The organism is Lederbergia panacisoli (genome assembly GCF_024626525.1).
Lineage (GTDB): Bacteria > Bacillota > Bacilli > Bacillales > Bacillaceae_C > Lederbergia > Lederbergia panacisoli.
The window spans coordinates 178,790-200,766 of sequence record NZ_JANJGU010000002.1; the positions used below are offsets into that span (position 1 = coordinate 178,790).

18 protein-coding genes are annotated in these 21,977 nt (G+C 38.7%); 1 reads left to right on the forward strand and 17 read right to left on the reverse strand.

Going from position 1 to position 21,977, the window contains the following annotated elements; genetic code table 11:
• Positions 1-25: 25 nt before the first annotated feature.
• The 6 genes from priA to NQ185_RS03810 form a co-directional block, all read right to left on the reverse strand.
• Positions 26-2,431 (reverse strand): primosomal protein N', encoded by a 2,406-nt coding sequence (gene priA, locus NQ185_RS03785; RefSeq protein WP_257580218.1) that lies wholly within the window; start codon positions 2,429-2,431, stop codon positions 26-28.
• Complete coding sequence (gene coaBC, locus NQ185_RS03790) at positions 2,431-3,633, reverse strand: bifunctional phosphopantothenoylcysteine decarboxylase/phosphopantothenate--cysteine ligase CoaBC (RefSeq protein ID WP_257580220.1); 1,203 nt, start codon at positions 3,631-3,633, stop codon at positions 2,431-2,433. Before coaBC ends, priA begins: the two co-directional genes overlap by 1 nt.
• A gap of 425 nt (positions 3,634-4,058) precedes the next feature.
• Positions 4,059-4,268 carry a DNA-directed RNA polymerase subunit omega gene (rpoZ, locus tag NQ185_RS03795; RefSeq protein ID WP_257580221.1) on the reverse strand — a complete coding sequence of 70 codons (210 nt, stop codon included), beginning with the start codon at positions 4,266-4,268 and terminating at the stop codon, positions 4,059-4,061.
• Complete coding sequence (gene gmk, locus NQ185_RS03800; protein WP_257580222.1) at positions 4,269-4,883, reverse strand: guanylate kinase; 615 nt, start codon at positions 4,881-4,883, stop codon at positions 4,269-4,271.
• Between the two features lie 12 nt (positions 4,884-4,895).
• On the reverse strand, positions 4,896-5,156 hold the full coding sequence (remA, locus tag NQ185_RS03805; protein ID WP_213123159.1) for an extracellular matrix/biofilm regulator RemA: 261 nt from the start codon (positions 5,154-5,156) through the stop codon (positions 4,896-4,898).
• A gap of 205 nt (positions 5,157-5,361) precedes the next feature.
• Positions 5,362-8,043: a cation-translocating P-type ATPase gene (locus NQ185_RS03810; protein WP_257580223.1), complete on the reverse strand. Its 2,682-nt coding sequence runs from the start codon at positions 8,041-8,043 to the stop codon at positions 5,362-5,364.
• 143 nt (positions 8,044-8,186) lie between these two features.
• On the opposite strand from NQ185_RS03810, the gene NQ185_RS03815 reads away from it, so the two are divergent.
• Entirely contained in the window at positions 8,187-9,899 is a 1,713-nt protein-coding gene (locus NQ185_RS03815; RefSeq protein ID WP_257580224.1) for an Rqc2 family fibronectin-binding protein, read from the forward strand.
• Between the two features lie 323 nt (positions 9,900-10,222).
• On the opposite strand, the gene pyrE is transcribed toward NQ185_RS03815, so the two are convergent.
• From pyrE to lspA, 11 genes are all read right to left on the reverse strand, one after another.
• A complete protein-coding gene (gene pyrE, locus NQ185_RS03820) occupies positions 10,223-10,846 on the reverse strand; it encodes an orotate phosphoribosyltransferase (RefSeq protein WP_257580602.1) in 624 nt (207 codons plus the stop codon).
• Between the two features lie 3 nt (positions 10,847-10,849).
• The gene (gene pyrF, locus NQ185_RS03825) at positions 10,850-11,560 is read right to left on the reverse strand and encodes an orotidine-5'-phosphate decarboxylase (RefSeq protein ID WP_257580225.1); all 711 of its coding nucleotides are present in this window, start codon (positions 11,558-11,560) and stop codon (positions 10,850-10,852) included.
• Positions 11,532-12,473: a dihydroorotate dehydrogenase gene (locus NQ185_RS03830; RefSeq protein WP_257580226.1), complete on the reverse strand. Its 942-nt coding sequence runs from the start codon at positions 12,471-12,473 to the stop codon at positions 11,532-11,534. The genes pyrF and NQ185_RS03830 overlap by 29 nt, the downstream gene beginning before the upstream one ends.
• Positions 12,470-13,252, reverse strand: coding sequence for a dihydroorotate dehydrogenase electron transfer subunit (locus tag NQ185_RS03835; RefSeq protein ID WP_257580227.1), 783 nt, complete (start codon positions 13,250-13,252; stop codon positions 12,470-12,472). The genes NQ185_RS03830 and NQ185_RS03835 overlap by 4 nt, the downstream gene beginning before the upstream one ends.
• Positions 13,249-16,452, reverse strand: a complete 3,204-nt coding sequence (gene carB, locus NQ185_RS03840; RefSeq protein WP_257580228.1) for a carbamoyl-phosphate synthase large subunit — start codon at positions 16,450-16,452, stop codon at positions 13,249-13,251. Before carB ends, NQ185_RS03835 begins: the two co-directional genes overlap by 4 nt.
• Position 16,453: 1 nt before the next feature.
• Positions 16,454-17,536 (reverse strand): carbamoyl phosphate synthase small subunit, encoded by a 1,083-nt coding sequence (locus NQ185_RS03845; protein WP_257580229.1) that lies wholly within the window; start codon positions 17,534-17,536, stop codon positions 16,454-16,456.
• Complete coding sequence (gene pyrC, locus NQ185_RS03850; RefSeq protein ID WP_257580230.1) at positions 17,536-18,813, reverse strand: dihydroorotase; 1,278 nt, start codon at positions 18,811-18,813, stop codon at positions 17,536-17,538. Before pyrC ends, NQ185_RS03845 begins: the two co-directional genes overlap by 1 nt.
• 12 nt (positions 18,814-18,825) lie before the next feature.
• Positions 18,826-19,728 carry an aspartate carbamoyltransferase catalytic subunit gene (locus tag NQ185_RS03855; RefSeq protein WP_307000194.1) on the reverse strand — a complete coding sequence of 301 codons (903 nt, stop codon included), beginning with the start codon at positions 19,726-19,728 and terminating at the stop codon, positions 18,826-18,828.
• 126 nt (positions 19,729-19,854) lie between these two features.
• Positions 19,855-20,400, reverse strand: a complete 546-nt coding sequence (gene pyrR, locus NQ185_RS03860; protein WP_257580231.1) for a bifunctional pyr operon transcriptional regulator/uracil phosphoribosyltransferase PyrR — start codon at positions 20,398-20,400, stop codon at positions 19,855-19,857.
• 194 nt (positions 20,401-20,594) lie between these two features.
• A complete protein-coding gene (locus tag NQ185_RS03865; RefSeq protein WP_257580232.1) occupies positions 20,595-21,506 on the reverse strand; it encodes an RluA family pseudouridine synthase in 912 nt (303 codons plus the stop codon).
• A complete protein-coding gene (gene lspA / locus NQ185_RS03870; protein ID WP_257580233.1) occupies positions 21,493-21,969 on the reverse strand; it encodes a signal peptidase II in 477 nt (158 codons plus the stop codon). The genes NQ185_RS03865 and lspA overlap by 14 nt, the downstream gene beginning before the upstream one ends.
• Between the last annotated feature and the right edge of the window lie 8 nt (positions 21,970-21,977).

Below are 21,977 nucleotides of genomic sequence, written 5' to 3' on the forward strand. Positions count from 1 at the left end.
AATCTATTCACTCTTTTCTATATGGTTACATCATCATATAAGGATTTACATCTATCGAAATAGCCAAACCTTCTTTTATGAACTGTTGTCCGTAATGTTCCAATACTTTTTGTAATGTTGGTTTTAATTCTGGTTCATGCTTGTATTTTATCAAACATTGATATCGATATCTATTATTGATGCGTGGAATCGGCGAAGCAACTGGGCCAAGAATAATGGCTTCATCGGAAATTCTCGACTGAACATATTTTGTAATCTTCTCGGTCGTCGAAACTGTTTTCATTAAATCTTCATGGCTAATCGTAATAAGTGTTAAATAGTAAAATGGTGGATAAGAACCAACTTTGCGCATCACCATCTCTTGATGATAAAAACGATTATAATCTTGCATTCCCGAGTATTCAACACTGTAATGTTCCGGAGTATATGTTTGAATGACTACTTCTCCTTTTAACTCATGGCGCCCCGCCCTCCCACTTACTTGGGTAAGGAGCTGAAATGTTTTTTCACTTGCTCTAAAATCAGGTAAATGAAGCATTGTATCAGCACTTAGAACTCCAACGAGAGTAATATTTGGAAAGTCTAGTCCTTTAGCAATCATCTGAGTCCCAAGTAAAATATCCGCATTTCCAGATTGAAAATGTTCTAAAAGCTTTTCATGTGCGCCTTTTCTTCCTGTTGTATCGACATCCATACGAACAACTCTTGCTTCTGGAAATATTTTATATAATTCTTCTTCTACTTTCTGAGTACCTGTTCCAAAATACCGGATATGATTGCTTGAACATTCCGGACAAGTGTCTGGGACGAGCGTATTATATCCACAGTAATGACACTTCATTTCGTTTGTATATTGATGATAGGTTAAAGAAATATCACAATGAGGACATTGCATGACGTAGCCACAGTCTCTGCACATCATAAATGATGAGTGGCCTCTCTTATTTAGGAATAATATCGTTTGTTCTTTTTTCTCAAGACGTTCTTCAAGTTTTTCATGCAATTCTCTTGAGAACATAGATCGATTCCCATCTCTCATTTCCTCGCGCATATCAACGATTGAAACATATGGGAGTTCTCTATTATTCATTCTTTTTGATAAGGTAAGTTGGTGATAAACCTTTTTTTGCGCTCTGGCAAATGTCTCTAGAGAAGGGGTAGCACTACCGAGAATGACAGGGCAATCATGGTGCTTTGCCCTGTAGATTGCAACATCTCTTGCATGATACCGGGGCAATTCCTCCTGCTTATAACTTGTCTCATGTTCTTCATCGATGATAATGATGCCTAAGTTTTCAAAAGGGGCGAATACGGCTGAACGTGCTCCGACTACAACTTTCGCCTCCTTCCTTTGCACCTTCCTCCATTCATCATATTTCTCTCCAATAGAAAGCCCGCTATGCAGCACGGCTACATCATCGCCGAATCTACTTTTAAATCGATCAACCATTTGCGGCGTTAGCGAGATTTCGGGTACAAGAACAATTGCTTCTTGTCCTTTATCTAGTACTTTTTGAATGGATTGTAAGTAAATTTCCGTTTTCCCACTTCCAGTTACCCCATATAAAAGGAATGTCTCATATTGTTCTGATTCAATTGTAGATAAAATGGGGGTAATAGCTTCATTTTGCTCTATCGTTAATGGAAGTGGCGACGTCCGTGCAAATTGCTTATGTTCAAACGGATCACGATAAACTTCCTCACTCTTTTCATGAAAGACACCTTTTTTTACCAACCCCTGAATGGATGACTGCGGTGCTCCAGTTTCCGATAGTTCTTTTGCAGTATATTGATCAGACTGTACCTTTAAGACGTATTCCAAAATCTTCTTTTGATTACTTGCATTTGATGGCAGTGAATTGAATAAAGCTAAAATATTCTCATTGTCCATTATAGTTTGATAGACTTTAACTGTTTTTTTCCGTGCCCGACTTTTAACATCGTATATTACTTCGGCATTGCCTTTTGTTATTTCTTCACGAATGGCTTGAAGGATATTCTGTTCCTCTGCCGTTTTCCAAGATATTTCCGTTTGTCCTTTAAATAGTTCATCTAGAAATGGATTATCTTCCATATTAATTCGCCGAAATCTTTTTTCGTATTTTGCTTTCATGGCTGCTGGAAGCATCGCTTGAAAACATGAGATTTTAAAAGAAAGTGTATCGGTTGCCAACCACTCTCCAAGTGCAAGCAACTCTTCGTTCAGTACAGGTGTTAAATCAAGCGGCTCTTTCAATTCTTTTAATTTATTCGAAAAAGGACTATCTATTTTTAATCCAGTAACAAATCCTTGAATCGTTCTTGGGCCAAAAGGAACCGCCACCCTCATCCCTGGTTCGATGACCCCAAGCCATTTTTTAGGAACAAGGTAATCAAATTCCTTATCTGTCCCAAGGGCAGGTACGTCAACAATGACTGTAGCTATGTTCATTATTTCAAGTCTCCGATTTTAGTGAGTATTTCTCCTAAAATTTCTTTCGCTGTTTCATGCTTACTTAACAAAGGTAGCTTTTTAATAGAATGATCTTTATGGAAAATCGTAACGATATTTGTATCACCTGAAAATCCTGCACCTGATTCAAGAACATTATTGGCAACAACCATATCTAGATTTTTTCTTTCCAACTTTTGTAGAGCAAATTGTTCCATATCATGTGTCTCAGCAGCGAACCCAACGAGAAATTGATGCTTCTTATTTTTCCCTAATTCCTGTAAAATGTCTTTTGTTCTCTCAAATTCTATCATTAAGTTTCCATCCTTTTTTTTCACTTTCTTATCGGAAACTTGACTAGGCCTGTAATCTGCCACAGCGGCACTTTTAATAACGACATCAACGTCGGGAAAATATTTCATCACAGCATTATACATGTCATCTGCACTTTCGATTTTGATAAAAGTAACACCATTTGGAACCGGAAGATGATCCGCTCCGGAAACTAGGATAACATTCGCCCCCATTTTTACTGCTTCCTCTGCAAACGCATATCCCATTTTTCCACTTGAATGATTAGTAAGATACCGTACAGGATCAATTTTTTCTTTCGTAGGACCCGCTGTTATTAAAATGTTTTTGCCTTTAAACGGTAAAAACTGCGGTCCGAAATGTGAAATAATTAACTCTACTATTGCTTCCGGTTCTTCCAATCTTCCTTTTCCAACATAGCCGCAAGCTAAATATCCTTCACCCGGCTCTATGAATCGGTATCCGAAATTAAAAAGTGTGTTGATGTTTTTTTGCACAGCAGGATGATTATACATATGAACATTCATAGCGGGAGCAATCCAAACTGGTGCTGTTGCCGCAAGCATTGTGGTTGAAATCATATCATCCGCTATACCATTTGCTAATTTTCCGATCATGTTTGCTGTTGCTGGTGCAACTATAATCAGATCTGCCCAATCAGCAACATCTATATGAGCAATCACCTTAGGGTTATTTTCAATAAATGTATCAGTATATACTTCATTTCTTGACAATGCTTGGAAGGTGAGAGGAGATACAAATTTTATGGCTGATTCACTCATTATGACTTTCACATTAAAGCCACTTTGCACGAGCTTACTAGTAAGTGCACAAGCCTTATAAACCGCAATTCCCCCACTTACACATAATAATATATTTTTCCCGCTCATTTTTTAAACCCCTATCTCTTAAATAGATTCTCGGCATTCACCGAGTCAGATGGTACAAGGTTTTCCTCCTATATTAAATAGGGGGATATTTCACTTTTTATTAGTAAAGTTACCCGTTCTATTTTGAACGAGATAATAATCTACATACAACGTAAGAGCTAACCACCGTTGATTTCCGTTCCAGGCGGACGCTTTCCGGGGGGAAAGCGAGCAACTGTAGCGGAAATCAACCAGGCACTATCTTGGTAAGAACCATGATAATAAAACAACCTTTTTAAAAAATATATATGTTACGCTTCTTTGGTGTCTAAGCAAATTTGCCGCTCGAAATTCCGAAAATATATTTAACATTTTCATTTATATATTATTATTGACTCAAAATAATAGAAAAGACAACCAATAATAGGTTGCCATCAAAATTGTTGTTATGATTTGTCTTCTTCTGTTTGTTTTAGTTGCAGTACGCCGTCATATATTTCTTCAAGCGCTTTACCTACATATTTATATGAGCGATATTTATCCAACTTTGGATTTTCTTCTTCTTGAAAATTTCGGGCACGGCGAGCGGAAATTGTTACGAGTGAATATTTAGAATCAATGACATTCATTAGTTTATCAATTGATGGATATAGCATTTATTTTCCCTCCAGCATTTTTATGTATTTCGAAGCTGCTCTCTCACTGCGGCAATGCTCAGCAAGGACGATTGCATTTATGCGGTCAACTGCTGAATCTACATGATCATTTACAACGATATAATCGTATAGGCTCATTAATTCAATCTCCTTTTTTGCTGCTTCCATACGATTATGTATTAATTCCATAGATTCTGTTCCTCTTCCAACAATTCTGCTTTCAAGTTCATTAAGACTAGGCGGCATGAGAAAAATAAATAAACCATCAGGAACTTTTTCGCGAACTTGCCTAGCACCTTGCACTTCTATTTCCAGGAAGACATCCTTCCCTGATGCAAGTGTTTCATTAACATAATCAAGGGGTGTCCCATAATAATTGCCGACATATTCAGCGTACTCCAATAATTTGCCTTCTTTGATTAATTGTTCAAATTCCCCGCGACTTCTGAAGAAGTAATCAACACCATCAATTTCCCCTTCACGAGGTTTTCTCGTTGTCATCGAAATGGAATATTCAAATTTTGCGTCTGGACGAGAAAATACCGCCTGCCTCACTGTCCCTTTTCCAACACCTGATGGGCCAGAAAGTACAATAAGCAATCCTTTTTCTTTCATTGTGCTTTGTTCCTACCCTTCTTCATTGTCATCCTTCCCAAACAAGCGCTGAGCGACCGTTTCCGGCTGCACTGCAGAGAGTATGACATGTTCACTATCCATTATAATAACTGCCCTCGTCCGTCTTCCATATGTAGCATCTATTAATGTAGCACGATCACGCGCATCTTGAATGATCCTCTTGATAGGTGCAGATTCAGGTCGTACAATTGATATAATACGATTTGCTGAAACGATATTCCCAAACCCTATGTTTAAGAGCTTAATTGACATATTGCTCCCCCAATCTAACTATCGGTTTTTTTCTTTATTTCTATACTCTTGATTAAGATTTTTTGACGTTCAGAACAAAGGCGCAGACGTACGGAAAATTTTTCCTGGAAAGTTATCCACAAAGTATCAAATTTATCATTTCTAATTTATCAATAAAGAAAAGGCAATAGAGAATCCTCTATCACCTTTAGAATTATATCATAAGTCATTTCTTTTTTCTTATAAAAAATGATCCTGCTAGTAAAAAAGTTGGTAAGGCGCTCATTCCTACTATTAATAACCAATCAATCGCTTCTATGGAGACCGTATGAAAAATTGGCTGGAGCATTGGTACATAAATAACAGCAACCATGAGGGCCGCAGAGGAAATAACCGACCATACTAAGTATTTATTTTCAAATGGATTCCTTGAAAAGACGGAAATTTCACTTCTACAATCAAATACATGAATAAGCTGAGCCATAACGAGTGTAGCAAATGCAACTGTCTGTGCATATGGCAAGTCATTAGGGTTTCTATGGTAGATGACGATAAAGGCAATCAAGGTGGCAATCCCAATTAAAAAGCCCCTTGAAATGATTTTCCAGCCTAATTTCCTGGCGAAGACCCCTTCTTTAACATGGCGCGGTTTTCTTTTCATCACATTTTCTTCTGGTTGGTCTAGACCTAATGCCATCGCCGGCAAACCATCCGTCACGAGGTTCACCCAAAGTATTTGAATCGGAACTAACGGTAATGGCAGTGACATAAGCATCGCAAATAGCATAACTAAAATTTCCCCGACGTTTGAAGCAAGTAAATAACGAATAAACTTCCGGATATTTTCGTAAATATTTCTGCCTTCTTTTATAGCCGCTTTAATCGTTGCAAAATTATCGTCAAGTAAAATGAGAGAGGAAGCCTCTTTTGCGACATCTGTTCCTGTGATCCCCATTGCTATCCCAATATCTGCCGCTTTAATGGCAGGCGCATCGTTAATGCCATCGCCTGTCATGGCAACGACATGTCCCCGGTTTTGAAAAGCTTTCACTATTTTTAATTTATGTTCTGGTGTGACCCTAGCAAAAACAGCGACATCTTCTACAACATTTTCTAATTCCTCAACAGATAACTCATTTAACAGCTGGCCATCCATCACTTGATCATTAGGCCCGAGAATTCCGAGCTGTTCAGCAATGGCACAAGCTGTCGCTTTATGGTCTCCCGTAATCATGACTGTTTTAATTCCTGCCGTTTTACATTCGGCTACTGCTGCTCTCACTTCAGGGCGAGGTGGATCAATCATACCTTGCAACCCTATAAACGTTAAACCTTTTTCTACTTCTTCTTCCTTTTGCGGAATGTGATTCGAGTGTAATGGCTTAAAAGCGATCGCTATTGTTCGTAAAGCTTGGGCGGCAAGATTATTCACTGCCCCTTTCGCTTCATTTACTAGTTGAATATTTAATAAACGTTGCTTCCCTTCCCATAATATAGATTCACATTTTTCGATTAATACATCAGGAGCACCTTTAGTAATCGAAAATCTTTTTCCGTTGGCATCCTTTACAATTACAGTCATCATTTTTCTTGACGAATCAAAAGGGAACTCTTTTTCAATTGTAAATTGTTTAGTCAGTTCATCCTTATGCATATCTGCTTTCATAGCAGAGAAAAGCAATGCGCCTTCAGTTGGATCACCATCTATTGCTAAAGAATTGCCTTGAATAACCAATTCAGTATCATTACAAAGAACTCCGAAGGAAAGCAGCTGAGAAATTGACTTTTCTTTATGAGGATCTACTAGTTTATCTTTTTCAAAAAATTTCCCTGATGTTTTTTCTTGATCATCATCTTTTACAAACCAAGTTTTTCCTCCGCTCCAAAGGTGAGTAACAGTCATTTTATTTAACGTCATCGTTCCCGTCTTATCTGAACAAATAACGGAAGCGCAGCCTAATGTCTCAACAGCAGGCAGTTTGCGGACAATCGCATTTTTTTTGATCATCCTCTGTACCCCTAGCGATAAGGCTACTGTCACAATTGCTGGCAAGCCTTCGGGTATAGCCGCTACTGCCAATGATACTCCTGCAAGGAACATTGTATAAACATCATGTCCATGGACGATTCCTGCTGCAACAACAAGTAATGTTAAAAACAAAGCTACAGTAATCAGTATTTTCCCAAGCTGTTCTAATCTTCTTTGCAATGGTGTCATCATAGACGTAGTTGACTGAATCATATCGGCAATTCTTCCCATTGCAGTAGACATTCCAGTCGATGTAACGATTCCAATTCCGTTTCCACGAGTAATAAGCGTCCCCATGAAACCCATATTATTCATATCTCCTAAATTAGGAGACTCATCTTCTAATGGATACGTATGTTTTACTGTTGGAATCGATTCTCCCGTTAGAGCCGACTCTTCTATTTCTAAATTATTGGAGATAATGATTCTGACGTCTGCCCCCATCCGGTCCCCGCTCGTAAATTTTAAAATATCGCCGGGCACGACTTCACGGGAATTGATTTTCATCCATTTTCCATCTCGAAGTACGTTTACTTGGGGCGCCGATAAATTTTTTAATGCCTGCAAAGATTTCTCCGCTTTTCTTTCTTGAAAAAATCCTAATAAACCATTGATTAGGACAATCGCCATAATAGCAATGGCGTCTACATATTCACCAAGAAGTCCAGAAAGAAGGGTAGCTCCTAGTAAAACGAGCACCATGAAATCCTTAAATTGACTAAAGAAAAGCAGGATAGCTGATTGTTTTTCACCTTCTGATAATTCATTCCACCCGAATCTTTTTCTGCGCGCATCGACTGCTTTTTCTGATAGTCCTTTTTTAATACTCGTATTTAGAGATTGTTCTACTTCGGATTCTTTCATCCCATGATACAACACGCGGCCATCACTCTCTTCCTCCTCGACAAACAGAAGTTGTCCTATTATAGTAGGAAGTTTATTCAGTGTCTTACTATTTCATGATATAATTTTCGCTAAAGGAATATAAAGGAACGATTTTAATTAGGAAGAGGATGTTTTAAATGCCATTTGATGGTTTTTTCACACGGGCAATGGTACATGAACTAAAAACCACCCTTACAGGTGGAAGAATTAGTAAAATTCATCAGCCTTATAAAAATGAGCTAGTAATGGTTGTAAGAGCCGGAAGACAGAATCATAAGCTCCTCCTTTCCGCTCATCCAAGTTATGCAAGAGTGCAAATAACAGAGGATACATTTGATAATCCGAACGAACCGCCGATGTTTTGTATGATTTTAAGAAAACATTTGGAAGGCGCTATTCTACAAGATATTAAACAGGTTGGCATGGACCGGATTATTATTTTCGAGATACGTGGTCGAGATGAGCTTGGTGATGAGTCTTATAAACAATTGACGATAGAAATTATGGGAAGACATAGCAATATTGTTTTAGTTGATAAAGAAAAGGAAAGAATTATCGACAGCATTAAGCATATTCCAATGTCATTAAATAGTTATCGAACAATTTTGCCAGGTTCTACTTATATTTATCCGCCTGATCAGGATAAGGTAAATCCGTTTTCTTCATCGGAAGAGGACGTCTTAAAAGAAATTGATTTTAATAGTGGGAAGCTCGATAAACAAATAGTCGAACGATTTTCTGGATTTTCACCTATTTATGCAAAAGAATTGATTTTTAAAGCAGGTCTTGCGAACAGAGAAACCGTTCCAATGACGTTTGTTCGCCTCATGGATGTGTTAAAAGACCATCAATATGAGCCTGCAATTACAATTGCGGATGATAAAGAGCAGTTTTATTTATTCCTTTTTTCTCATTTAAAAGGAGAGAATAAGCAGTTTGCTTCATTAAGCGAAATGCTCGATCGCTTTTATTTTGGTAAAGCTGATCGCGACCGCGTGAAGCAGCAAGCGTTTGATCTTGAAAGATTGATGAAAAATGAAAAAAATAAGAATGAATCGAAAGTGAAAAAACTGCAAGCGACTTTGGAAGCTGCAGAAAAAGCAGATGAGTATCAATTACTTGGAGAATTACTCACTGCAAATATGCACCTGCTTAAAAGAGGGATGAAGGAAATTTCCGTTATTAATTATTATGATGAAAACGGTGGACAAATGTCCATTGTGCTAGATCCGAGAAAAAGTCCATCGGAAAACGCCCAAAGCTATTATACGAAATATCAAAAAGCGAAAAATTCCGTACAAGTTGTTGAGGAACAAATTAGAAAAGCCGAAAATGAAATTGCCTATTTTGACGGATTGCTGCAACAACTTACATCAGCATCGACTAGAGACATTGAAGAAATTCGTGAGGAACTGGCAGAACAGGGATACTTAAGGCTAAGGCATAAAAAAGGACAAAGGAAAAATCCAAACGCCAAACCAGTTATTGACCGATACGAAGCTTCAGACGGCAGCGAAATTCTCGTTGGTAAAAATAATAAACAAAATGATTATTTAACGAATAAACTGGCTGCTCGCGACGAAATCTGGTTCCATACGAAAGATATCCCCGGTTCTCATGTCGTCATCCGCAGTAAGGAGCCGACGGAAGAAACCATACTTGAAGCCGCTATGTTAGCAGCCTATTTCAGCAAGGCCAAAAACTCAGCTTCCGTACCGGTCGACTTCACTAAAATTAGACATGTAAAAAAGCCCAATGGATCTAAACCTGGATTTGTTATTTACGACAATCAGCAGACGGTGTATGTAACACCGAATGAGGATAGAGTGAAGGAAATGCAGAGAACTTAATTTGAAGTACAAAACTGTCCCGTGAACAGGACAGTTTTTTTGTTTGATTAATAATAATTTAGAAATATTTTTAAAAGCTCTAGGTCTTACATAAACTCCCAATCTGCGTGATTGTGGCAGTTATCGTTGGTTTTTTGCTGTAACATTAGTCTTAACCAACTTGATTGAGATATTCATCATTGGTTTTTGCTGGACTCAATGCCTCAATGGGTTTTCATGTTGACTCAATACTTGATTCAGGATGAAAATAATGTAACTTACTAATATCTTGAGTCGTTTGTGATATTTTTGTTTCATATAAGCTTAACAGAGCTTCAATTCTCCTACTTAATCCAACCTTCAGGATTTTCCCTAAAGCTTTCTAAAAGAGCCACATCTTTTTCTTCAATTATGCCATTTTTCAAAGCTACATTTATTAAATTGCTATAGTCCGTCAAGGAAACGGCTTTTACATTTGCTTCGTGCAATCGCTGTCTGCCTTTTTCCAGTTCGTATGTAAAAATGGACACAATGCCTAGAACTTCAATACCGGCCGAACTAAGAGCTTCAGCAGCCGCTATGGCACTGCCCCCAGTTGAAATAAGATCCTCAACTACAACAGCCTTTTGCCCATTTGTGATCTTACCTTCGATTTGGTTCCCTTTTCCATGACTTTTCGCTGACGATCTTACGTAGCACATCGGCAATTCTAATAGGTCACTGACCCATGCTGCATGAGGAATTCCGGCTGTTGCTGTTCCAGCGATCAACTCTACATCCGGAAATTCGTTTTTTATTATGTCTACAAGTCCACCTGCTATTTCTTTTCTAAGTGTTGGATATGATAGTGTCATTCTATTATCACAATAGATTGGAGATTTGATGCCAGAAGACCATATAAATGGATCATTTGGACGTAAAAATACTGCTTCTATTTCTAATAGTTTTTCCGCAATTTTTTCTGAAATCACTTATCTCAACTCCCATTCTAGTTTTACCCGTTCGTATCCTTGTAAAGGTTCGTCAGCTTGTGTGATGGATCGCCCTACTACTATATGGGAAGATCCTAGTTTTCTAGCGTCCGATGGTGTCACAATCCGTGTCTGATCATGAGAATTATCCCCCACCATACGAATCCCAGGAGTAACTTTTAAAAACTCTTGATTTGTTACTTCTGATATCTCCCCCGCTTCAAGAGCCGAGCAGACAACCCCATCAAGACCAGCTGCAAATGCAAGTTTTGCATAATGTAAAACTGAATCCTTTAATTCTCGATCAATCAATTGTTCACGCTGCATTTGTTCTTCACTCGTACTTGTCAATTGAGTAACTGCAATCAATTTTGGTCTTTTCATTCCTTCTGGTGTTCCTTCTTTTAAGCCCTTTAACGCATATTCCATCATTTTATAGCCACCCGCAGAATGAACGTTGACCATATCTACACCAAGAATAGCCAATACTTTCATCGCACTATAAACGGTATTCGGGATATCATGTAATTTTAAATCAAGAAAAATATGATGTCCTTGAGATTTTAACCAATTAATGAAGGATGAGCCTTCCCTGTAAAATAACTCCATCCCCACTTTTACAAAAAGTTGTTCATCTTTGAAGTGATATAAAAATTGTTCGGCAGATTCTCGATCCGGAAAATCAAGAGCAATGATTGGCTTTTGTACCATATGTTTTCCAGCTCCTTCCGGTTAATTCACTGATATGTGTAACTTGAAGTTCGTCCAGTTTGCTCGGGAGTTCTTCAATTAGCCGAGGACAAATGAATGGATCTGTAAAATTCATCGTTCCAATAGCCACTGCACTAGCCCCAGCATAAAAATATTCGATAATATCATCAGTAGATTCGATACCGCCCATACCAATAATCGGAATATTTACTTTCTGGCTTACTTCGTAAATCATTCTGATGGCAACAGGTTTAATAGCCGGACCCGATAACCCACCGCTTTTATTCGCTAAAATTGGTTTCCCGGTTTTACTATCAAGCCGCATACCGAGTAATGTATTGATCATTGTAAGACCATCTGCTCCTGCTTCTTCTACAGCTTGAGCCATCCCTACTATATCTGCAACATTTGGTGATAACTTTACATAAACAGGAACAGATGAAACTTCTTTTACTCGTTTCGTTAACTCCGCCGCCACTCCTGGGATTGTTCCAAATGCAATTCCACCTTTTTTTACGTTCGGGCAAGAGATGTTTAATTCTAAAGCTTTCACATTTGGAGCAACTGAGATTTTTTCTGCAACTTCTACATAATCTTCTGTTTCTGATCCAGCTACATTCGCGATAATGGGAACATCATATTGTTCCAGCCACGGAAGTTCGTTTGCCAAAACTCCATTTAATCCTGGGTTTTGCAAGCCAATCGCATTTAACATTCCAGCTGACGTCTCAGCTACTCGAGGTGTTGGGTTTCCATACCTCGGCTCTAATGTTGTCGCCTTGATCATGATCGCCCCGAGAATGGATAAATCATAAAACTGACTATATTCTTTTCCGAAACCGAAACAGCCAGATGCTGGCATAACCGGATTTTTTAGTGACAAGCCAGGTAATTCTATCTGTAGTCGATTCACGTTAAAACCACCTTCCCGATTGGAAAAACAGGGCCATCACTGCAAATTTTTACATATTTCGAACCAGTTGGATCATCTGCTAGATGACAGACACATGCAAAGCAAGCTCCGATCCCACAGCCCATTCTTTGTTCAAGTGATAGATACGCTTTTCTTCCTTTATATCGTTCTTCCAATGCTTTAAGCATAGGAGTAGGTCCGCAAGAATAAAGCACATCAAAATCTATTTCGTTGTCATCAATAACATTAGTTACAAAACCACGTGTACCTATTGAACCATCAACTGTTGCAATATAAGTTTCCCCAAGTTCGCTAAATTTTTCTTCATAAAAAGCCTTATCAGCTGTTTCAAAACCGAGTATATGAATTGTTTTAGTACCTTGTTTGTTTAATTGTTTTGCAAGTTCATATAAAGGAGGGACACCGATACCTCCCCCAATTAGCAAGGCTGTTTCGCCCGAATGGATTTCATCAGTAGGAAAGCCATTTCCCAGCGGACCTAATACATCAATCCGAGTTCCGTCTACATTCATGGAAAGAAGTCTTGTCCCTTTCCCTTCGGCTCGATATATAACAGTGAACTGATTCTTTGCTCTATCAATTGATGCAATACTAATCGGTCTACGCAAAAGGGGATCGAGTCCGGGATTTGTTCTAATATGAACAAATTGTCCCGGATTCTCCATTTCATCCACAAGGCTACCTTCTAAAGTCAGCTCAAATATATCTTTTGCTATTTGGTTTTGGGACACGACAAGCATTTTTTCTTGCTGTATCATTGATACACCGCCTCTTTATCTTTTCCCATCGCCTCTGCAGAGAAGACCATTGATTCCAGAACTCCAAGAATTGCTTCTGCGGTATCTAACGATGTTAAACAAGCCACACCATTTTCTACGGACTCTCTTCTAATTCTAAATCCGTCCCGCTCTGGTTGCTTTCCTTTTGTAAGAGTGTTGATGACAATTTGTGCTTTTCCTTGTCTGATGACATCAATAAGTGTCGGACCAGTTGAACCAATCTTATCGACGACTTCAACTTTTATTCCTGCTTTTTCTATGGCTGCGGCAGTTCCGCTCGTTGCGATAATGCGGTATCCGATGGCGGAAAATCTTTTCGCAAGCTCTAATGCTTCATTTTTATCTTTATCAGCGACTGTTATTAAAACAGTTCCATATGTTTTTATGTTCATACCAGACGCAACAAGCCCTTTATATAATGCTTTTTCCATCGTTTTATCCTTACCCATTACTTCACCTGTTGATTTCATTTCAGGTCCGAGCGTGATATCTACTCTTCTTAATTTGGCAAAGGAGAAAACTGGTACTTTCACATAGACTCCTTTTTGTTCCGGTGCAATTCCTGTTTCATATCCTAATGATGATAAGGACTCTCCTAAAATCACTTTCGTCGCTACATTTGCCATAGGAATCCCGGTTATTTTGCTTAAAAATGGTACTGTCCGGCTTGATCTAGGATTTACTTCAATAACGTATAGTTCATTTTGTGATATGACATATTGGATGTTTAAAAGTCCGACAATCTCGAGACCCTTTGCAAGTCTTATCGTATAGTCAACTATTTTTCCTTTCATTTCTTCACTTATATTTTGCGGTGGGTAAACAGCGATCGAGTCTCCTGAATGGACCCCGGCTCTTTCAATATGTTCCATAATCCCTGGGATTAGCACGTTTTCTCCATCTGAAATCGCATCTACTTCAATTTCTTTACCGACTAAATAGCGATCGACGAGTACGGGTTGTTCAGGATTCACCTTTACGGCGTTCTCCATATAATGAAGCAGTTCACCCTCCTCATAGACGATTTCCATCGCACGACCACCGAGTACATAAGATGGTCTAACAAGCACAGGGTAGCCAATTTCTGTCGCAATTTTCGCTGCTTCTTCGACAGAGAATGCTGTTTTTCCTTTTGGCTGCGGAATGCCAAGTACTGATAATGCATTTTCAAACTTATCTCGATTTTCTGCGCGATCTAAGCTTTCAAGTGATGTTCCGAGAATTTTTACTCCTCGATCTTCCAAAGCAGCTGCGAGATTTATTGCTGTTTGACCCCCAAATTGAACGACAACACCTTCTGGCTCCTCTAAATCGATGATATGCATCACATCTTCAATAGTTAGCGGCTCAAAATAAAGTTTATCGGAGATGCTGAAATCTGTTGATACAGTCTCAGGATTGCTGTTAATAATAATCGCTTCATATCCAGCTTCTTGAATCGCCCATACGCTATGAACAGTCGCATAATCGAATTCAATTCCTTGCCCAATTCTAATTGGACCGGATCCTATTACTACAACACTCTTTTTATCAGTCTTGACCGATTCGTTTTCAGTTTCATACGTTCCGTAAAAATATGGAGTATCCGATTCAAATTCTCCGGCACATGTGTCAACTTTTTTATAAACTGGAATGATTCCATTCGTTTTACGCCATTCATATACTGTTTTCTCATCTGCTTCCCATAATGCCGCTACAGTTTTATCTGAAAAACCGTATTCTTTAGCTTTTCTTCCAAGTGCAATGTTGAATGGTTCTTCCCTTATAGTGTTTTCTAGTTTTATAATCTTTTCCATTTTATATAGGAAGAAAAGATCAATTTTGCTCCATTCGTGAATTTCTTCGATAGAAATTCCTTGTCTTAGCGCATCCCCGATATAAAATAAGCGTTCATCTGTTGCTTTTTCAATCTTTTTTTGCAAGAAATCGGATGTATAATGACCACCGTCTGGGTGTTGCAAATGGAAGACATTACTCTCTAGCGATCTGACAGCTTTTAATAATGATTCTTCAAACGTTCGTCCTATCGCCATTACTTCCCCAGTCGCCTTCATTTGTGTTCCAAGCCTGCGATTCGCAGATTCAAATTTATCAAATGGCCATCTTGGAATCTTTGTAACGACATAGTCAATGCCCGGCTCAAAGCATGCAAATGTTTTTCCTGTGACAGGGTTCATAATTTCATCTAATGTATAGCCAGCCGCAATTTTCGCTGCAAGCTTCGCTATCGGGAAGCCAGTTGCTTTCGATGCAAGTGCGGAGGAACGACTCACACGTGGATTTACTTCAATTAGATAATAATTAAAGCTATATGGATCTAGTGCAAGCTGTACATTGCATCCACCTTCAATTCCAAGGGCACGAATAATTTTCAATGATGCATTTCTCATCATTTGAACTTCTCTATCGCTTAATGTTTGGCATGGTGCGACGACTATAGAGTCACCAGTATGAATTCCAACGGGATCTACATTTTCCATATTACAAACAACGATGGCATTATCATTACTGTCACGCATAACTTCAAATTCTATTTCTTTATATCCTGCAATACTTTTTTCGATTAAACATTGGCCAACTGGACTGTTCTTTAATCCACTAGAAACAATTTCCGTTAATTCATCAAGATTTTCACAGATTCCTCCGCCTGTACCGCCCAATGTATAGGCAGGTCGCACAATGATTGGGAATCCTACTTGCTCGGTAAAAGCAATCGCCTCTTCCAGCGTATGGACGATATCACTATCTGGAACCGGCTCATTTAATGCATTCATCAGTTCTCTAAATTGGTCACGGTCTTCTGCCTGCTCAATGGCAGATAGCCTCGTGCCGAGGATTTCCACTTCACACTCTTCCAAAACTCCGGCTTTTGCAAGCTGCATTGCCATATTTAATCCCGTTTGTCCGCCCAAAGTTGGCAGGATGGCATCTGGTCTTTCTTTACGGATGATTCTTGATACAAATTCTAGAGTTATTGGTTCGATATATACTGCGTCTGCAATTTCAGTATCCGTCATAATGGTGGCGGGGTTCGAGTTAATTAAGATAACACGATACCCTTCTTCTTTTAAGGCTAGACATGCTTGCGTACCTGAATAATCAAATTCTGCTGCCTGTCCTATTACGATTGGTCCTGACCCTATGACTAAAATACTTTCTATATCAGTACGTTTTGGCATGTTACTCCACCCCTTCAATTTGTTCATTCATGATATTTAAGAATTGATCAAATGCTTTTTTTCCATCCTCAGACCCTGGAGAAGCTTCTGGTTCGTATTGAAGTGAAAATGCTGGATGTTGATTATGCTTGATTCCTTCAACTGAATCTCCGTTTAATGCTTTGTGTGTAATTGTAAGAATGCTGGTATCAATCGATGATTCGCTTACTTCGTATCCATGATTTTGCGATGTGAAAATGATTTTTCCTGTTTCCAGTTCCTTAACGGGATAACTTGTTCCTCGATGTCCAGAAGTCATTTTCTCAGTGTTACAGCCATTTGCAAGAGCAAATAATTGATGACCTAGGCCAATTCCAAATAAAGGGAAATATTGTTGAATCTCTTGGATCATTTCACAAACTTCTTGAATTATCTCCGGATTGCCTGGTCCGTTGGAAAGCAATACCCCATCAGGGTTTAATGATTTTATTTCTTCCGCCGATGTATGATAAGGTACGACTTTTATATCACAACCTCGCTCCGTTAACTCACGTAATATTCCGTGTTTGACTCCGAAATCAACCACGACAACACTTTTTCCTCGTCCGGGGCTTGGAAAAGGTTTTGTTGCGGAAACTTTTTTCACCGGCGTATCGGAGAATGAATCGGACTGTAACCGCGAAAGTATCATATCTGTATTCTCTTCAAAAGTACAAATCGCACCCTTTAACGTTCCTTTATCCCTAATTAATCTTGTGAGCATTCTAGTATCGATTCCCGCAATGCCGGGTATATTCTTTAATGATAAAAATTCATCAAGCGACATATTGCTGCGCCAATTGGAAGGAAAGTCACTTGCTTCTTTAACGACGACCCCTTTAATGCCTGGTTGTATACTTTCAAAATCATCGCGGTTAATGCCGTAATTTCCTATTAATGGATAACTAAACGTAATGATTTGCCCATAATTAGACGGATCTGATATTACTTCTTGATATCCAGTCATTCCTGTATGGAAAACAACCTCTCCAATAGAATCTACGTTGCTGCCGAATGCTTTCCCTACGAATACTGTTCCATCTTCTAACACAAGTTTCCGTTTCATTATCCTTCAATCCCTTCTGACCAAATTAATTTGCCATTCACGAAAGTTGTGGCCGGCCACCCTTTGCATTTCCACCCTCCAAAAGGTGTATTTTTCCCTTTTGAAGCAAAGTTCTCAGGTGTAATTTCTTTCTCAAGATTTAAGTCAAGCAATGTTATATCTGCATCCTGACCGATTTGTAAAGTTCCACTTTTTAGCCCAAAGGTTTTTGAAGGTATGCTTGTTAGCCAATCGATGAGTTGCTCCAAGGTACAGATGCCTTTTTCGACAAAATGTGTATTTAATAGCGGGAAAGCTGTTTCTAAACCAACGATACCGAATGGCGCAAATTTCATTCCTTTCGCTTTTTCTTCCGCTGTATGTGGTGCATGATCGGTTGCTATAAAATCAATTGTTCCATCAAGCAGTCCTTCGATTAAAGCTTTACGATCATCTAGTCCTCTTAAAGGTGGGTTCATTTTAAAGTTTGTATCTTTACCATTTAAGTCTTCATCTGAAAGAAGTAAATGGTGTGGCGAAACTTCTGCGGTCACACGTATACCTGCTCTTTTAGCATCTCTAACGGCTCTTACCGACTCTTTCGTACTGATGTGGCATACATGGTAGTGGCAACCAGCGGCTTCAGCTAGAAGAACATCCCTTGCAATATGAACAGACTCACAAATGGATGGGATACCAGGTATACCTGATTGCCTCGAATATTCTCCTTCGTGAATGGCTCCACCGTATATTAATGAATTATCTTCACAATGAGCGACGATTGCCATATTTACTTCAGCGGCTTTTTTCATTGCTTCATACATCATGCCTGCTGTTTGAACACCGACCCCATCATCTGTAAAAGCAAACGCCCCTGCATCCTTAAGAGCTGCAAAATCAACAAGTTCATTTCCTTCTTGATTTTTCGTAATGGCTGCATATGGCAAAACCTTTACAGACCCGCGTTCTTTGCATTCATTAACTAGCCAGCTCATTTGCTCATGGGTATCAGGTACAGGCTTTGTATTTGGCATTGCTGCTACTGTCGTAAACCCGCCTTTTGCTGCAGCAAGAGTACCCGTTTCAATTGTCTCTTTATGTTCGCCGCCAGGTTCACGTAAATGGATGTGAAGATCGACAAAACCAGGTGCTAGCGTAAAACCTGTTGCATCGAATTCTTCTTCACCGAGATTTTCAAGATTTTCACCGATTTCGGCTATTTTTCCGTTCTTTATTCTAAGGTCTGTTGTTTCTAAAGTTCCTTTAATGGTACGTGCGTTTTTTATTAGCCAATTCATTTTGTAGCCCTCCTATTGTTCTAGTAATTTTTTAAATACAGCCATTCTTATATACACACCATTTTCCATTTGCTTGAAGATTCTTGATCGACTGCATTCTACTAAACTATCTGCGATTTCTACGTTTCTATTTACCGGGGCCGGATGCATGATAATACTCGATTTTTTCATTCTTTTTTCTCTAGCTTCAGTTAAACCGAATTTTTGATGATATTGATCGGCCGATATGGCTGTAAGACTGAAATGCCTTTCGTGTTGGATTCTTAGAAGCATTAAGACGTCAACTGTTTCTACTACTTCATCTATATTAAAATTACATTTAATATCTGTATCTGAATCGATAAACCACTCTGATGGTCCAGAAAAAACGACATCAGCACCTAAGGCTCTTAAAGCATCACGATTTGATTTTGCCACTCTGCTATGCCTTAAATCCCCTACTATCGCCACTTTAAGCCCATTAAATGTTCCAAATTCCTGCTTAATTGTATGTAAGTCCAAAAGTGATTGGGTTGGGTGTTGGCCGCAGCCATCTCCGCCGTTTATTATTTTAACGTTTACCTTATTAATTAGTTCATCATAATAATGATCTTTTTCATGACGGATCACCGCCACATCGATTCCAATCGCTTCTAATGTTTTAACAGTGTCATATAAGGATTCACCCTTTAACAAGCTGGAGGACCCTGTTTCAAAAGGAATGACATCCAAACCAAGTCTACGTTCCGCTACTTCAAAACTCGTCTTTGTCCTTGTACTAGGCTCAAAAAATAAATTAGCTGCAAATGTTTTCTTATTTGGAGACCAATGATCACCTTTTGAAAATGATTCAGCCAAATTCAATAAATCCATTATTTCTTCCGTGGATAAATCATTCATTGACACAAGATGCTGTTTCATTTGTTCATCCTCCATATTAATCAAATTAAAAACCCCTCCATGTCCTAATTCGACAAAGAGGGGTACAGTGAAGAAGAAGCTTTACTTAGCTTCCATGCATCCTCCCTTTGCCAGCCTCACAGGACTGTTTTTAAAAGGGAATTATTCATTTTTATAAATACTTACTTGATCGCTTCCATCCGATTCCGCAAGTTCTACAACAATTCTTTCAAGACTTGCAGTGGGAATGTTTTTTCCGATAAAATCCGCACGTATCGGCAGTTCCCTGTGGCCTCGGTCAACTAATACGGCAAGCTGTATTGCAGATGGTCTTCCGACGTCCACAAGAGCATCCATTGCGGCCCGTACAGTTCTACCTGTATACAAGACGTCATCAACTAAAATGACTCTTTTATTATTGATATTAGTTGGAAGGTGGGATCCTTTTACTTCTGGCTCTGCATCTTTTGTTTTTGTTGTCAGGTCATCCCGGTATAATGTGATATCCAGTTCCCCGACCGAAATAGATTGCCCTTCAATTTTTTCAATTCGCTTTGCCAGTCTATCCGCAAGATAAATTCCCCTTGTTTTTATTCCAACGAGGATGCAATCACTGATACCTTTATTCCGTTCGATAATTTCATGAGCAATTCGAGTTAGTGCTCTTTGAATTGATTTTTCGTCTAGGACAATTGTTTTTTGTACCATTACATTTCACCTCTTATTTGTTCAAAGTAAAAAACCCTCTCGCCAAAAGGCAAGAGGGTATACTAATCCCAAAACAAATTTGCGCACGGCTAAAAATTACCGATAGCATTAGGTCGTATCCTTCTCAGCCTCTCTGGACTAAATTAAAGGTGCTTATTAAACTATAAACACTATATTACTTTTAATTACCTTTGTCAATTGCCATCTCGCAATTTTCCTAGAAGTTCTCCAAAATAATCAGGTATTGGTGCGGAAAATTCCATGTATTCATTTGTCCGAGGGTGGACAAATCCAAGGATTCCAGCATGCAAAACTTGACCATCCATATCCATTGTTTTTCTAGGTCCATATTTAGGATCTCCCACAAGAGAGTAACCAATATATTTCATATGAACCCGAATTTGATGTGTTCTTCCAGTCTCTAATACACATTCAACATATGTATAGTCGCTAAATCTCTCAAGAACACTAAAATGAGTGACGGCATGTTTTCCACCATCTACGACTGTCATACTTTGACGATCATCCTTATCTCTTCCGATAGGTGCATCAATCGTTCCATGATCATGCGGAATCACACCGTGTACAAGTGCAAAGTATTTCCGCGTAACAGATTTTTCCACAAGTTGGTTAACAAGACTAACATGGGCAGCGTCATTTTTTGCGACCATTAATAATCCTGAAGTATCTTTATCAATTCGATGTACGATGCCTGGGCGCATGATCCCATTTATTCCGGATAAGTCATTACAGTGTGCCATTATTCCATTTACAAGTGTTCCGGTATAATGACCTGGAGCAGGATGGACTACCATTCCCTTAGGCTTATTGACAACAAGTACATCAGCATCTTCAAAATATATATCTAGCTCCATATGTTCGGGTTCGACGTTCAAAGGTTCCGGTTCAGGAATTGATATAACGATTATATCATTCACGTTACATTTATAATTTGCCTTTTCATTTCCCCCATTTACGTCTATATGCCCGTCCCGAATCCATTGCTGAACTTGTGAGCGTGACCATTCAGAGTTTAGTCCTGTAATGACCTTATCAAGACGCTCACCTTTTTCAGCTTCAACTATTACATGTTCAATTTTGTTCATGAGGTTTCACCTTTTCTTCGCGCCCCTCTTTTATCATCTGGATGAAAATTAAAATGACTCCGATTGTTAACGCGGAATCCGCAATATTGAAAATTGGAAAATCATACGTAAAAATATAAGTATCTAGAAAATCGACTACTTCTTTTCTAAATAGACGATCTAAAAAGTTCCCGATTGCCCCACCTAATATAAAAGCCAAACTCAACTGAAATAATGGCTTTCCTTTTGCATGTTTTTCTAAATAATAAATAACTGCCGCAATTACGATGACAGTAATGATATAAAATAACCACATTTGTCCTTGTAATATTCCCCAAGCGGCTCCTTGATTACGATGTGAAGTAATATAAAAAATGTTATCAATGACTGTAATTCTTTGTCCCAAATCCATATTATGTACAATAATCCATTTAGTGAGCTGATCAATAGCGATCAAAAATAATGCTATTGCATAATATATCATTATACTTC

What these genes read in the sequence shown, in the direction of transcription:
- priA (WP_257580218.1), bottom strand. Translation starts at nt 2,431, where the DNA reads ATGAACATAGCTACAGTCATTGTTGACGTACCTGCCCTTGGGACAGAT.
- coaBC (WP_257580220.1), bottom strand. Translation starts at nt 3,633, where the DNA reads ATGAGCGGGAAAAATATATTATTATGTGTAAGTGGGGGAATTGCGGTT.
- rpoZ (WP_257580221.1), bottom strand. Translation starts at nt 4,268, where the DNA reads ATGCTATATCCATCAATTGATAAACTAATGAATGTCATTGATTCTAAA.
- gmk (WP_257580222.1), bottom strand. Translation starts at nt 4,883, where the DNA reads ATGAAAGAAAAAGGATTGCTTATTGTACTTTCTGGCCCATCAGGTGTT.
- remA (WP_213123159.1), bottom strand. Translation starts at nt 5,156, where the DNA reads ATGTCAATTAAGCTCTTAAACATAGGGTTTGGGAATATCGTTTCAGCA.
- NQ185_RS03815 (WP_257580224.1), top strand. Translation starts at nt 8,187, where the DNA reads ATGCCATTTGATGGTTTTTTCACACGGGCAATGGTACATGAACTAAAA.
- pyrF (WP_257580225.1), bottom strand. Translation starts at nt 11,560, where the DNA reads ATGGTACAAAAGCCAATCATTGCTCTTGATTTTCCGGATCGAGAATCT.
- NQ185_RS03835 (WP_257580227.1), bottom strand. Translation starts at nt 13,252, where the DNA reads ATGATACAGCAAGAAAAAATGCTTGTCGTGTCCCAAAACCAAATAGCA.
- carB (WP_257580228.1), bottom strand. Translation starts at nt 16,452, where the DNA reads ATGCCAAAACGTACTGATATAGAAAGTATTTTAGTCATAGGGTCAGGA.
- NQ185_RS03845 (WP_257580229.1), bottom strand. Translation starts at nt 17,536, where the DNA reads ATGAAACGGAAACTTGTGTTAGAAGATGGAACAGTATTCGTAGGGAAA.
- pyrC (WP_257580230.1), bottom strand. Translation starts at nt 18,813, where the DNA reads ATGAATTGGCTAATAAAAAACGCACGTACCATTAAAGGAACTTTAGAA.
- NQ185_RS03855 (WP_307000194.1), bottom strand. Translation starts at nt 19,728, where the DNA reads ATGGAGGATGAACAAATGAAACAGCATCTTGTGTCAATGAATGATTTA.
- pyrR (WP_257580231.1), bottom strand. Translation starts at nt 20,400, where the DNA reads ATGGTACAAAAAACAATTGTCCTAGACGAAAAATCAATTCAAAGAGCA.
- NQ185_RS03865 (WP_257580232.1), bottom strand. Translation starts at nt 21,506, where the DNA reads ATGAACAAAATTGAACATGTAATAGTTGAAGCTGAAAAAGGTGAGCGT.
- lspA (WP_257580233.1), bottom strand. Translation starts at nt 21,969, where the DNA reads ATGATATATTATGCAATAGCATTATTTTTGATCGCTATTGATCAGCTC.